The organism is Nitrospira sp., from assembly GCA_024760545.1.
Classification (GTDB): Bacteria; Nitrospirota; Nitrospiria; order Nitrospirales; family Nitrospiraceae; genus Nitrospira_D.
This window is the reverse complement of record CP060501.1, coordinates 3586751-3601190: the sequence shown is the minus strand read 5'-3', so window position 1 is coordinate 3601190 and position 14440 is coordinate 3586751. Positions and strand designations below refer to the sequence as shown.

General features: G+C 56.4%; 10 protein-coding genes. 5 read left to right on the top strand and 5 right to left on the bottom strand.

What is annotated here, in order from left to right:
• Positions 1 to 22 precede the first annotated feature (22 nt).
• Genes H8K03_17060 through uca form a run of 3 tightly spaced genes read left to right on the top strand, consistent with a single transcriptional unit; the run spans position 23 to position 5044 of the window.
• The gene (locus H8K03_17060) at positions 23 to 754 is read left to right on the top strand and encodes an urea carboxylase-associated family protein (GenBank protein UVT19482.1); all 732 of its coding nucleotides are present in this window, start codon (positions 23 to 25) and stop codon (positions 752 to 754) included.
• Positions 751 to 1437, top strand: a complete 687-nt coding sequence (locus H8K03_17055) for an urea carboxylase-associated family protein (GenBank protein ID UVT19481.1) — start codon at positions 751 to 753, stop codon at positions 1435 to 1437. Before H8K03_17060 ends, H8K03_17055 begins: the two co-directional genes overlap by 4 nt.
• A complete protein-coding gene (gene uca / locus H8K03_17050) occupies positions 1430 to 5044 on the top strand; it encodes an urea carboxylase (protein UVT19480.1) in 3615 nt (1204 codons plus the stop codon). The genes H8K03_17055 and uca overlap by 8 nt, the downstream gene beginning before the upstream one ends.
• Positions 5045 to 5102: 58 nt before the next feature.
• Here the strand turns inward: uca and H8K03_17045 are convergent, their stop codons facing one another.
• From H8K03_17045 to H8K03_17025, 5 genes are all read right to left on the bottom strand, one after another.
• On the bottom strand, positions 5103 to 6875 hold the full coding sequence (locus H8K03_17045; protein UVT22527.1) for an ATP-dependent metallopeptidase FtsH/Yme1/Tma family protein: 1773 nt from the start codon (positions 6873 to 6875) through the stop codon (positions 5103 to 5105).
• Between the two features lie 117 nt (positions 6876 to 6992).
• Positions 6993 to 7835, bottom strand: coding sequence for a methane monooxygenase/ammonia monooxygenase subunit A (locus H8K03_17040; GenBank protein UVT19479.1), 843 nt, complete (start codon positions 7833 to 7835; stop codon positions 6993 to 6995).
• A gap of 126 nt (positions 7836 to 7961) precedes the next feature.
• Positions 7962 to 8786, bottom strand: a complete 825-nt coding sequence (locus tag H8K03_17035) for a methane monooxygenase/ammonia monooxygenase subunit C (GenBank protein UVT19478.1) — start codon at positions 8784 to 8786, stop codon at positions 7962 to 7964.
• A 276-nt stretch (positions 8787 to 9062) separates the two neighbouring features.
• On the bottom strand, positions 9063 to 9710 hold the full coding sequence (locus H8K03_17030) for a response regulator transcription factor (GenBank protein UVT19477.1): 648 nt from the start codon (positions 9708 to 9710) through the stop codon (positions 9063 to 9065).
• Positions 9707 to 10807: a sensor histidine kinase gene (locus H8K03_17025; protein UVT19476.1), complete on the bottom strand. Its 1101-nt coding sequence runs from the start codon at positions 10805 to 10807 to the stop codon at positions 9707 to 9709. The genes H8K03_17030 and H8K03_17025 overlap by 4 nt, the downstream gene beginning before the upstream one ends.
• 279 nt (positions 10808 to 11086) lie before the next feature.
• Between H8K03_17025 and H8K03_17020 the strand changes: the two genes are divergently transcribed.
• Together H8K03_17020 and H8K03_17015 are read left to right on the top strand one after the other, a co-directional pair.
• Positions 11087 to 12451 (top strand): DUF2254 domain-containing protein, encoded by a 1365-nt coding sequence (locus H8K03_17020; protein ID UVT19475.1) that lies wholly within the window; start codon positions 11087 to 11089, stop codon positions 12449 to 12451.
• A gap of 223 nt (positions 12452 to 12674) precedes the next feature.
• Positions 12675 to 14309, top strand: a complete 1635-nt coding sequence (locus H8K03_17015; GenBank protein UVT19474.1) for a B12-binding domain-containing radical SAM protein — start codon at positions 12675 to 12677, stop codon at positions 14307 to 14309.
• The last annotated feature ends 131 nt before the right edge of the window (positions 14310 to 14440 follow it).

The window sequence follows — 14440 nt, the reverse complement described above, 5'->3', positions numbered from 1 at the left end:
TTACGTTATGGAGGAGTTACACATGAATTACGCTCATTCCTTGCTCTGGGAAGAAAACGTCCCCGGAGGTTGTCATTGGTCCGGCATTGTGCGCCGTGGCACGACCCTGCGGCTGGAAGATGTCGAAGGCAGAGCCAACGCCGCAGTGCTGCTGTTCAACCACGAAGAGAAATTGGAACGGTACAACATGGCGGATACGTTGAAGTGTCAACATACCTTCCGATTGACCCAAGGACATGCCTGCTATTCCGATATGGGGCGCATTTTCTGTTTCATTACCGCAGACACGACCGGTTGGCATGACACTACATGCGGATTGAGTGATGCCGAGCTGATAGAGAAGCAATACGGTGTCGCCCGATATCAGGAGCATCGGAATCAGATGTATCGGAGCGGGCTGGACGGGATGCTCATCGAGCTAGGCAAATGGGGTTTAGGGATGCGGGATGTCGTCTCTAACATTAATTTTTTCAGTAAGATCACGGCCAACGCATCCGGCGAATTGTCCTTTCAGGCCGACAACAAAAGACCCGGCGACTCCGTCGATCTGAGCTTCGAAATGGATACGCTGGTTGTGCTGTCCGCCGCCCCGCACCCGCTCGACCCATCCAAAGTCTACCGTCCAGGTGCAGTCCGCTTAGCCCTGTTCCCTACACCGGCTGGATCCACCGCAGAATGTATGGGTTTGGCTGAGAATATGCGAGGTCTCCAACACACTCAACGATTGTATGCCTGTAAGGGAGGTGTCGAATGAGCGTGCACAACCTGATCGAAAGCCGGCTTGATCCAGAGCATGCCGTCGTCGATGAGATCTGCCCCGCAGGCGAACCGTGGGTCAAGCTGGTAAAAAAAGGAGCGACGTTTCGCATTGTCGATCTGGAAGGAAACCAGGCGGTCGATACCCTGTTCTTCAACCCGGCTCATACACCGGAACGCTATAGCGCCACCGACACGATCAGCCGGCAAAGAAGCCTGTATTTGACTACTGGCACCAACCTCTATTCCAATTTCGGCAACGTCATGCTCACGATCGTCGCCGACACGTGCGGGCGTCATGATACGCTGGGCGGGGCCTGCGCGTCGGAAAGCAACAGAGTTCGCTATGCACTGGACAAGTATGCGATGCATAGCTGCCGAGATAGTTTTCTCCATTCCTTGGCGCACGATCCGCTTTGTGAACAACTCGGCCTAACCAAACGCGATCTCCCCAGCAATATCAACTTTTTTATGAACGTTCCGGTGACGGACGCCGGCGGGCTTGAATTTGTCGACGGGGTATCGGCGCCCGGCAAGTATGTCGAAATGCGCGCTGAAATGGACGTCGTCGTGATGATCTCGAATTGCCCGCAGCTCAACAACCCCTGTAATGCCTTCAATCCCACGCCGATTCGCTTGTTGGTATGGGAGCCGGCAGAAAAAGGGATTGCGCATGTTTGAGAAGGTACTGATTGCCAACCGCGGCACCATTGCTTGCCGTATCATCCGTACGCTGCGCCGTATCGGGGTGGAAAGCGTGGCTGTGTATACAGACGCCGATCTCTTGTCTCGGCACGTGGTAGAGGCTGATGAAGCCCATTGGATCGGCAGCGGAGTCGCAGCGGACAGTTATCTCCGCGCCGACAAGATTTTGGATGTTGCCAGACGAACCGGCGCACAGGCCATTCATCCCGGCTATGGCTTTCTCAGCGAGCAGGCACATTTCGCCGAGCAGTGCGCGGCCCAAGGCATTTCCTTCATCGGCCCCAGCCCGGAGCAGATGCGCGCCTTCGGTCTCAAACACACGGCGCGCGCCCTGGCTATGCAGAATCAAGTTCCGCTGCTTCCGGGGACCGGTCTGCTGGATAGCATCGACCACGCCGTATTCGAGGCGGCAAAGATCGGTTATCCCGTCATGCTGAAAAGCACAGCCGGCGGCGGCGGGATCGGCATGCGTCTGTGCCGGAACAAAGAGGAACTGAACGAGGCGTACGAGTCGGTGAAATACCTGGCACAGAACAACTTTAAGGATGCCGGCTTGTTTCTCGAAAAATACGTCGAAAATGCCCGCCACATTGAGGTTCAGATTTTCGGCGACGGGAAGGGCGGGGTGATCGCGCTGGGCGAACGTGACTGCTCAGTCCAACGGCGCAACCAGAAGGTCATAGAAGAGACCCCCGCTCCTAATCTGACTCCGTCCGTGCGTCAGGCCCTGCTGGATGCGGCCGCGCGCTTGGGGAAAGCGGTCAATTATCAGTCGGCCGGCACGGTGGAATACATTGTCGATGCCTCCAGTGGCGAGTTCTATTTCCTCGAGGTCAACACGCGTCTGCAGGTCGAGCACGGTGTGACCGAAGAAGTGACCGGCATTGATCTGGTGGAATGGATGGTACGGCAGGCTGCCGGGAATCTCCCACCGCTGCATTCACTCAACATCCAACCGCGAGGAGTCGCCATTCAAGCACGGGTGTACGCCGAGAGTCCGGCGAAAGATTTTCAACCGTCCTGCGGCACACTCACGGCCGCAGACTTTCCATCGGAAGCACGTGTCGAGACCTGGGTGGAGCGTGGTGTCGAAGTCTCTCCATACTATGACCCGATGCTGGCCAAGATTATTATCCGTGAGCCGGAGCGTGAACAAGCCATTGCAAGCCTGACGGCAGCCCTCCATAAGACCGCCCTGCACGGCATTGAAACGAATTTGAATTATCTCAAGCAAGTCCTACACGGTGCAGCGTTCCGTAGCGGTCGGTACACGACGGGTGTGCTCAAAGGATTTGGATACCACGCAGAGACCATCGAGGTGCTCACCCCTGGAATGCAGACGACGGTGCAGGACTATCCAGGACGTCTGGGGTATTGGCAAGTCGGCGTGCCGCCGTCAGGCCCGATGGATGATCTGGCATTCCGTCTGGCCAATCGCCTGGTCAACAACCGACAGGATGAGGCCGGACTCGAGATCACTGTTATCGGCCCGACCCTTCGTTTCAACTGCGACAGCGTCATTGCCGCAACCGGCGCATCGATCGAGATGCATCTGGACGGCAAACCATTGGCGCAATGGCAATCGCATGTGGTCAAGGCAGGGGCATTGCTGCAGTTCGGGCGAATCGGCAGCCATGGCTGCCGGGCCTATCTGGCCGTGCAAGGCGGCTTTCAAGTACCCGCCTACCTTGGCAGTAAGGCCACCTTCACCCTCGGCCAGTTCGGCGGACATGCCGGACGCGTTCTGCGCAGTGGCGACCTACTGCACATTGCGGCAATGCACGACCACATCCCCCACACTGTGCCGCAGGAATTGATTCCGAACTATACCGATAACTGGCAAATCCGCGTGCTGTACGGCCCACACGGAGCGCCGGAGTTTTTCTCTGATGACGATATCCGCATGTTTTTTGAGACCGAGTGGGCAATCCACCACAACTCCAGCCGTACCGGCGTACGCCTGATCGGCCCAAAGCCTGAATGGTCGCGCCACGACGGAGGCGAAGCAGGTCTGCACCCGTCCAATATCCACGACAATGCCTATGCCCTTGGCGCAGTGATTTTCACCGGCGATATGCCGGTGATATTGGGACCTGATGGTCCCAGTCTCGGCGGTTTTGTCTGCCCCGCCTCGATCGTCCGCGCCGATCTCTGGAAGATAGGTCAGCTCAAACCGGGTGATCGCGTACGCTTCTGCCGGATTTCAGCAGAACACGCATTGGCGCTTGAGCACGCACAGGACCTAATCATCCAAGACCTTCGACCTCCCACAATCGTGCCGGAGCCATCGAAAGCCGACCTGCTGGACCAGTCTATTTTGCATCACATTCCTGAAGGCCCTCGGCACATGCAGGTCGTGTATCGCCAGGCGGGCGACGAAAATCTGTTGATCGAGTATGGGCCGCCGATACTCGACCTCAATCTTCGCTTTCATGCGCACGCCCTGATGGAATGGCTCCAGCAAACAATCGACCGGGATCATCTGAAAGGAATCGTGGACCTGACGCCCGGTATCCGGTCCCTGCAGATTCATTTTCAGCCCCAAGTGTTGCCGCGTGCCAGGCTGCTCGACATCCTGGTGGATGCAGAGAAGAGCCTCCCCGCTATCGATGAAATGGAAGTGCCGACGCGCATCGTGCATCTTCCGCTTTCATGGGACGATGCGGCGACACAGGTCGCCATCGATAAATATATGCAGTCCGTGCGCAACGATGCGCCGTGGTGTCCAAGTAATATCGAGTTTATCCGTCGCATCAATGGTCTCGGTAGCATTGAGGAGGTGCATCGAATCGTATTTGAGGCGAGCTATCTGGTATTGGGATTGGGGGACGTGTATCTGGGTGCGCCGGTCGCGACTCCGCTGGATCCCCGCCACCGCCTTGTGACCACGAAATATAACCCGGCACGCACCTGGACTCCGGAGAACGCGGTGGGAATAGGTGGCGCGTACCTGTGCATCTACGGCATGGAAGGCCCCGGCGGATATCAGTTCGTCGGACGCACCGTACAAATGTGGAATCGCTATCGTCAAACCGGCGACTTCAAGCAGGGCAACCCTTGGCTGCTGCGCTTTTTCGATCAGATTCGCTTCTATCCCGTGAGCGGGAGCGAACTGCTGGAACTGCGCAAGGATTTCACAGCTGGACGACTTAAGTTGAAGGTAGAAGAAACGACCTTCAGCCTGAAACAGTACAATACGTTCCTGCAACAGAATGCCGCCTCGATCAGCGCGTTCAAAACCAAGCAGCAAGCTGCATTTGAAGCCGAGCGCGAGCGCTGGAGGAGCAGTGGTCAGGCGGAGTACATCAGTGACACCGAATCCGGCCCGGCAGAACCATCAGCTGAGATAGATCTTCCCGAAGGGGCCCACGCCATCACTGCGCACGTAACGGGTACTGTGTGGAAATTGCTCGTGGCGAGCGGACAGCGCGTCACTGCGGGAAGCCCGGTAGTTATTCTTGAATCGATGAAAATGGAGCTCACGGTCCAATCTCCGGTGAATGGGACTGTGCAACAGCTATATTGCCAGGAGCGAGAGCATGTTTCCGCCGGAAAGCTGTTACTCGTGATTCAGGAAGAGTGAGCTGCCGATACCGGCTCGCATTCCAGGAAAGCGAGCCGGTATGCGCATCACAACCGCATTAGGCAGAAGCGACTGGAGAAGACTGTAGAATAATCCGGTCGATTTCCGGCCCATCCAGCGACTCTTTTTCCAAGAGTGCTGCCGCCAGCGCCTTCAAGCTCACCATCTGTTCGGTGAGGACTTGCTTGGCCCGCTCGTAGCTTTCTGTGACAAGACGCTTGATCTCCAGATCGATTTCCAGCGCCATTTCACTGCTGACATCACGCCTGCCCCCAAAGGAGCGTCCCAGAAACATCGATTCCTCTTTCTGCCCGAACGTCAGCGGCCCCAGCTTTTCGCTCATGCCCCATTCGCAGACCATCTTGCGCGCGAGCTCGGTTGCACGCTCCAGATCGTTGCCGGCTCCGGTTGTGACGTGCTTGAATACCAGTTCTTCCGCGACTCGACCACCCATGAGAATCGCCAGCCTATTGTGCAAAAACTCTTTTGAGTAATTGTGGCGATCGTCGGTTGGCAACTGCATGGTCACACCTAGTGCGCGGCCTCTTGGAATGATGGACACTTTGTGAACTGGATCGGTGCCCGGCAGAAGTTTGGCCATCAAAGCATGGCCCGCCTCGTGATAGGCGGTGACTCGTTTTTCCTCGTCCGTAAGTATCATGCTCTTACGCTCTGCGCCCATCATGATCTTGTCTTTCGCCATTTCGAAGTCTGCGGCCCCGACTTCGTTCTTGTTCTGACGAGCAGCCCAAAGCGCAGCCTCGTTGACCAAGTTTTCCAAGTCGGCGCCTGAGAAACCGGGAGTTCCTCGAGCGATCTTCTCCAGTTCTACATCAGCTGCAACCGGCACTTTCTTCGTATGCACGTTCAGGATCTGCGCACGGCCTCGGAGGTCAGGTTGATTCACCACTACTTGCCTGTCGAACCGACCCGTCCTCAGTAAGGCCGGGTCGAGCACATCCGGCCGATTGGTGGCTGCGACCAGGATGACACCCTCCGTCGTATCAAATCCGTCCATTTCGACCAGCAACTGATTGAGCGTCTGCTCACGTTCATCGTTTCCGCCGCCAAGCCCTGCCCCCCGTGACCGCCCGACGGCGTCGATCTCGTCGATAAAAATGATACAGGGGGCATGCTTTTTCGCTTGTTCGAACATGTCCCGAACGCGAGAGGCCCCGACCCCCACGAACATTTCCACAAAATCCGAACCGCTGATGCTGAAGAAGGGGACTCCCGCCTCACCGGCAATCGCTTTAGCCAACAATGTTTTCCCGGTTCCCGGCGGGCCTACGACCAACACACCCTTAGGAATGCGTCCGCCGAGTTTCTGGAATCTTCGAGGATCTTTCAGAAATTCAACCGTTTCCTGTACTTCTTCTTTCGCTTCATCAATTCCCGCCACATCGGAAAACGTCACCTTTTTCCGCGCATCCGTCTGCATGCGGGCTTTGCTTTTCCCGAGGGACAGAGCTTCCTTCCCAACCTGCATCCGGCGCATGAAGAACAACAACAGGCCCAGAAAGAGCACGAACGGTCCCCAGGTCATCAGAAATTGGACGTACCACGGGCTTTCATCGAGTGGTTTGACCTCGATCTGAACGTGCTTCTCTCGCAGCACCTGGACGAGATCGGGATAGTCCGCCGCGTAGGTTCGGAGCCGGGAACTATCTTTTAATACGCCGCTGATATGATGTCCCTTGATGATGACCTTCTCGATGTCGCCCTGGTCGAGCTTCGCCATGAAATCGCTAAAAATAATCTCTTCCTCTGACACGCGCGTCGGCATGTTCCATAGGTTGAGAAGAAATACCATGGACAGGCCTACCACCATCCAAAACAGTACAGTTTGTGCTTTGCTTTTCACGAGTAGCCTCTCACAATAGATCTGTCTGAGCAGATAGCCTAGCTCTGTGAAGCTCTTATCACCGTTTAAAGGCGTGTTTGGCGTTCATGCTTTCCCTCCGACTTTGGCCTTGTCCTGGTTCGCCAACGTGGCGTACGCGAACACATCGTACACTTTGGTCGTCCGCTGCCGGTCATCCGTCAGGTAGAAGTAGGATGTGCAGAAGAACTTCCCGAACTGCCACCACAGGATGTACATCAACGACGACGCGAACGCCGCGAAGAACGAGGAGATCATGGTGCTGTGCCCGCCGAACGTGCGTAGCGAGCCCACTTCGATCATCCGAATGTACTCCGGCGTCCCGGTCCGAACATACGCAAAGCCCATGTAGTCCGCCCACGACAGCAAGGTGCCGTCGATGACGAGCGGCGTATGGCTATAGGCGAAGATGGCCCAGTTGGTCGGATAGAACAACGCGGCAAACAGCCACGCGCCGATCACCGCCGTCAACGTCCAGTTCCGGGTCAACAACAAGACGATGTCCAGCACCAGCGCGCTCGGCAGCAGAGTGGACGGCATGACGAAGTTATACGGATAGTTCGACCACCACCACCAGGCGGCCACGATCGTCACCCACTTCCCGGCCAGCAGCGCCAGGATGGTGATCGTCGCCCCAAAGGGCTGGCGATAGTTCACCCAATTGTAATATTGGAGAGCCGCACAAAAGGTAATCGCCGTGACGGGCGTCACGATCGGCCACCACTGCCGATCCTTCCAATCAATCCAGAAATCCCAGTCGCCCGCCAGCAGGTCGAAGTGCATGTGGAACGTGCCCACGATGGTCACAAACAAGATCGGAATGAAATAAATGTAATCGATGTGCCTGGACATCGCCACGCCTTCCGGCGGCAACTTCGAGGCCTTAATAATCTCATCGGTTCTAAACATAACTGACATCCTCCGTCATTCCAGCCGGCTGGAGCGGCGGATCCGGCCTACCCGGTCTGCCGTTCCAGCACAAGCTACGTTTTGGACGTCCATCTAATTGACCGTCACTCCTCAGGACCAGTCTTGTCAGTACACGGTCTTGTGCCCGGGGCCCACCTGGCTGGGGAACGGATCCAGGATGCTCTTCGGCGCGTTGTTCCAGATCACGTCCGCCAGATTCGACATCCGGCTCACGATCTGCGCCGCCACGCCGCCTGCCGCGCCGAACAACCCGCACCACCCCAACGTCACAAAGCCCCAGTGCAACGGGGCCGAGAACAATTCATCGACGAACCAGAACGCATGCCCCCACTCGTTCAACCCCACGTTCGGCAGGATGAACATCGGCCCCACCACCGCCGCCACCAGCGGGAACGACGTCGCCTGGGCGTACAGCGGTAACCGCGTCTGCGCATACAGGTAGCTCGCCACGCCGCACGTGATGTACAACGGGAACGTCCCGTAGAACGCCACAATGTGGCTCGCCGTGAAGCTCGTGTCCCGGATGATCACTTGGTGCCACGCCGCATCTTGCTCTAACGTGTAGCTGCCCGCGTAGTACACCCCCCAGATGTAGCAGACGAGCCAGCCCATCCAGTAAAAGTACCGCTTCAGCTCCAGCTTGTGGTCCAGGTTCGCCAGGTTCCGATCCCGCGTCACCCAGATCCACCCGATCGTCGTCGCAAAGAACACCGCGTTCGCTAAGATGTTAAACCGCCACAGCCCCATCCACACCGAATCGAACTCGGGGGTCATGGAGTCTAACCCGTGCGAGTACCCGAACGCCCGTTGATACAGCACCCAAAACACCCCGATCCCCAGAATCGCCAGCCAGCCCAACTTCACCGGCTTCGAGTCATACCACTGTGAAATGTCATACCCTTTGTCAGCAGTCGCCTGAGGTGATGCCATGTCTAGACCTCCTTGTTTAGTACGAATGTGCAAATTTGAACTTTTAGATGGGTATACCGATAGGAAGAGATCCCGACTCTGGGTATCGACACCATCCACTGCCCCGGGTCTCTGCCTCCATAAGCCGCCACGAACTCTGCTCCTTTCGTTGAAAGAACGGCGGGTACGTTTAATATTTAGCAGGGCACCGTTTCATGTGCCATTAGGTACTTGCCTAAAGTACGAGAGGAAATTCCATGGGCAGGAATTTGGGGAAAAATCAAAACGAGCTTCAAGCTATTCGGATGAAGGGGTGAGACCGTGGGCCAGCGCGTACTTTGTCAGTTCAGCCGTCGTATGGAGGCGAAGCTGCTCCATCAGCTTTGCCTTGTGATATTCGACCGTCTTTGGAGATAGACCGAGCGTTGAAGCGATTTCTTTCAGCGTCAGCCCTTCGGCCACTAGCTGTAAGATTTCCCGCTGGCGCGCCGGCAAGCGATCCTGACTGCCACTATCCGGCTCCGTTTCAGAGATTGCGGATTGAACAAGATCCTTTGCAATCAAAGAAGTGACGTAATAATTGCCCTTCTTCACCGCATCTATCGCCTGTGACAGCTCGGACCCGGCCGACCGTTTCAGCAGGTAGGCTGATGCGCCGGCCTTGAAGGCTTGATTGACGTAGTCCGGATCGGCATGGACAGTCACAAAAATCAATCGAGCCTGGGGAACTATTTTTCGCAAGCGGCGCGCCGCATCGAGACCATTCAGTTGCGGCATCGAAATATCCATCACCACGATATCCGGCCGCAACCGTTTCGCCGCATCCAGCAGAGACCGGCCGTCTTCTACGGCGCCCACGACCTGACAATGCTCTTCCAGCAGCTTTTTGAATCCTTCCAGCACCAATGCATGATCATCCGCCAAGAGGACACGAGGCTTGCTCATGCACGCTCCTGTTTCAACGGCACCCAAGCACAGACACGTGTTCCCTCTCCAGGAGCCGATTGGATATCGAAGGTTCCGGCAACCAAGGAAACGCGTTCCCTCATACTCAATAGACCGAGACTTCCTCGCCGACCGTCGTCACGATTCACGTCAAATCCCACTCCATCATCACTCACTAGAAGCTGAAGACCGTCTCGTAATCGACACAGCTCAACCCGAACATTCTTTGCCCTGGCATGGCGGGAAATGTTCGTCAAGCCTTCTTGCGCCAAGCGGTACAAACAGGTGACGACGTCTTGCGCCAAATGTTTCGGTATGTCTTTGCAGACAAACCGGGCACTGAGACCAGTACGGGCCTGAAAATCATCGACGAGGCGGCGGAGCGCAATGGATAAACCAAGGTCATCAAGGATGGATGGGTGAAACTGGTACGCGAGACGGCGAACATCTTCAGAAAGTTCGACAATGCGGGTCTGAATGGCGTGCACCGTTCTGACGGTACCGTCGGAAGCGTGCGAGAGCTGCTGTTCCAACATTTCGATGTCGATCGATAAGAGGGCCAACCGTTGATTGATGTCGTCATGCAGATCGCGCGAAATTCGCCGTCGCTCGTCCTCCTGTAGGCGAAGAAGCTGCGAGGCAAGCACGTGAAGGTCCCGCCGGTTGGCTTCGAGCGATTGCTCGGTATCAATTCGCTTCGACACCTCGCTGACGAGCGCGTTGTTGACGGCCATAAGCTCTTCACTGCGCGCGTGCAGGCGCGCCGCCCAGCCTTCATCGCGTCGCTGGAGTTCCTCTTCGCGTTCACGACGTTGTAAAAGGTACCAAATGGGCAGTCCGATCAACGCCATGCTAAAGACCCGAGTCACCAAGGGCTTCCACGACGGTTCATCGATAGCCTGAGGTGAGAGGGCGGTGGCATTTTCCCGTGCCGCCGACATGAGGTGTTCCATCTCAAACGTTGTCGCTATTGGTTGAGGAAATAACGAGAGAAAAGATTTCGCAACTTCGGTAGGAAGATGGAAGATAAGCAATCCAACTATCAATGCAGCGATACCGGCGGCAAACGCCCCCGTTCTAACGCGCGGGACAGGCATGGACTCATCCTACCTTTCCTGAATTATCCTCCTTCATGGCCGGCCAATCAAGAAGGACAGACATGGAAACACAGAGTTTTTCGCCCCCCGTGGGATCATGAACTTTGCTTTGTGCGGATCAATCTCGCTATACTAGTTGCTCATCATACCGCTAGTTTGTCTTCCAGCATCAATACCTTGGAGCCTCGGCTTCATGGACTACCGAGATCGCCGTCCGCATCAACCTCGAAGGTGCTGCTCGTTCATGACGTAGAAGCGCTCTCAATCGGAGGCCGCGATATGAGCGTGCGTATTCGGCGTCGGATCTTGTGGGATCATCTTCGTAGCGCACTCTGGGTCATGCCGACCGTGTCTGTCGTGATTTTCCTGGTCGCGGGTGCGGTATTGTCTCATGTGTCCATCGGCGACAACTCCCCTTTACGATTGCTGGTCTTCCAGGGTACGCCCGAAGACGCTCGGCAAATGCTGATCGTCGTGTCGTCCACGATGATCACGGTGACCGGGCTGGTGTTTGCGCTGACGATCATCGCCTTGCAGATCGCCTCGGGGCAGTATTCCCCCCGGTTGCTGCGCAATTTCATGCGAGACCGGGGGACGCAGTTCGTCCTGAGCGTCTTCGTGGGGGCCTTCGCATATAGCACGGCAGGACTACATACCGTCGGAGTCCAGAATCCCGACGAGGCGGCGTTCATGCCCCGGCTGGCCGTCTCTGGATCGCTTGGGCTTGCATTGGCAAGCTTGGGCGTACTGATCTACTTCATCCACCACCTTTCTTCCTCAATTCAGATCGACACGATCATGAGCATGATCGTGCGCGAAACCTTGCAAGTTATTGACGACCTCTGCCCTGACCAGATCGGCAGTCCGGAATCTGAGGAGCGCTGCCCGGATCCACCCGCCTGGGCCATTCCTCTACCGTCCCACTGCTCCGGATACATTCAAGAGGTCAGCCCTCAAGCGCTCGTCCACACTGCAACGGAGAAGGACCTGATTATTCGGCTTGTCAAATCGGTGGGGCATCACGTGATCGCCGGGACGCCGATTGCTTGGGCTTGGCACCCATCGGCCGATCATCCGTCGCCTGATCCTGAACTTGAAAAGGCAATCCGCGACTCGGTCCAGATCGGGTTCGAGCGGACGATGCTGCAAGATGTTCCCTTCGGCATCCGCCGCTTGGTCGATATCGGTAACAGAGCATTGTCCTCGGCAATCAACGACCCCTACACAGCGACCCAGGCCGTGCACCACTTGTCGGAAGTCCTCTGCGTTCTGGCTCGCCGACGGTTGGGCGACCGGCTGTACCGTGACGAGCAGGGCACGGTGCGTGTGGCGATTCCGTTCCCGGGTTTTGCGGATTACCTGCAGCTCAGCACCGGACAAATCCGTCGGTTCGGGGCGAAGGAGCCGACCGTCGTGCGGAGCCTGATCCAGCTTCTCAAGAACGTGTGTACGAGCACCGCAAGCCAGGATCGGCGCGCGGCCGCCGCCAGGCACATCCGGTTGGCGTTGGAGGGAGCCAAGCGTGAGATCGCCCAGGCAGCCGACGCAGAGAGCTTGCTGGCGTATGGGGATGAGGTACTTCGCGCACTTGCTGCAGGCCATCCAGAGTCAGCCCGCAGCTCCATACACGATTCGATTCTGTAGGGCTCGTGGAGCAGAGCTTCCTGGATCCTTCATCTCTCCTAAAAGTGAGCAATTTTGACCAGTCTGCCAAATTCTGCCCAGGCATACTTCGATTGAATTCTCTTTGGTTTTTCTAAAAAGAGACTGGAACCGAGGTGCGGGTGACGTGACCCGGCGTTGTCCCGACGACAAAACACACTTCGCAGTGTAGCCCGTAGGAACCATTCCACGTTGGGAGGCCGGTATGCTCGTTTACCTGATCCACGTTCGCGATCCACAGTTCTACGCACTACCCGCTAAAACACGCGCCACGAACGGCAATATTCGCGTCATGGGGTTTCCTCCCATCGGCATCATGTCGTTGTCGTCCGTCATCAAGCAGGCAGGACACGAATGTGTGATGTTCGATCAGGCCAACCCCGACACCCCGAACCAAGTCATTATCGATCAAATCAATCGAGAGCAACCGGCGCTGGTCGGCCTCAGTTTTCTCAGTACCACGAGCTATCCCTACGCCAAGATGCTTGCACGGGAGATTCGTGCAACCAATCGGGCTGTGAAGCTCGCGTTCGGCGGTGTGTTCGCCAGCCTGAATGCGCCATTGGTGAAATTGCAATGTCCCGAAGTTGATTATGTATGTCGGGGGGACGGTGAACAGTTGCTGCTCGATCTGCTGGCGAACTTCGAGAACCCGCAAGATGTCGCGGGTCTGACGTGGATGAAGAACGGGCAGGTCGTCCACAATCCCAATCGCTCCATGGAGCGGCAACTGGATCAGTGGCCCTTCCCGGATCGTGAGAGTTTGAAACTCGACTATGTCGAGTCCATGCCATTAGATGTACCCGTGGTTCTCTCGATGAGACGGTTCACGACCATGCAAACCTCTCGAGGGTGCCCCTGGCCCTGTATTTTTTGCGACATTCCGATCTTCAACGAAGGGAAATGGCGAGCCCGTAGCCCACAGCATGTGGTCGCGGAACTCAAGTATCTGGAAAAACTGGGCTATGAGTCCGTCGGTTTTGTCGACGATCATTTCCTGCTCCAGCCCAAGCGAATCGAGGCGATTTGCAACGGGATCATGGAAGCAAAGCTGTCGATCCGATGGGGCATTGAGGGGCGTGTGGATTCTGTCGCCCAACATCTGTTTCCGGCCATGGCGAAGGCCAATTGCGGCGCCATGATGTTCGGCATCGAGAGCGGCAGCCAGAAGATTCTCGATCGCTTGAAAAAGGAACAGACGCTGGACCAGGTCACCACCGCCGTCAAGAATGCAAAAAAGGCCGGCGTGGAGATCGTGCACGGATTTTTCACGGTGGGCAATCCGGACGAGACGATTGAGGATATGGAGGCCACCTTCGACTTCGCATCAGCCCTTCCCCTCGATACCTTCGGGTTCAACCGGCTTTGTGTCTATCGGGGCACACCCTTGTGGCAGGAATACGTCAAACGCGGGCTGGTCAACGAATCCACGGATTGGTTCAAATATTTTAAATGTTCAGAAATCGATCCAACCTGTCTCTCAGGTGAAACCATCAACCGCGTGCGACAAGCAGGAATCAAAAAACTGTTTCTCTATAAACTCATCCATTACCCCGTCCAAACCTTTCAGCTCCTCCGCCGCTTCTTTCGCTATATGCCGGTGCGAGACGTGGTCTATCTCCTCCTCAAGCCCTTCATGGGTCAGAAGAAAGGTGCTACCAAAGCCGAAGTGGTCTCGCGTTTGGTCGAGCACGCCGACATGAAAGATGCCGCGGCGCAGCTGACCCAGGTGGCGGATGACATGCTCCACAACGTGTTCGAAGCCTCGCGTCTCGAACGTCTGCGGATTCAGCGAGCAGCAGAAAGTTCACGTGAACTTCCGATGGTCCAAACCAGGTAGGACTGACACGGTTATTCCGCAGACGCGCTGGTAAATCAGAAAGCCTCCGGTATAGTTTCTCTATCGCAAGAACGTGTGCAGTAGTACCCCGAGCGAAGAGCGGCGCGTAGCCGCTACAGAATACAACCGGC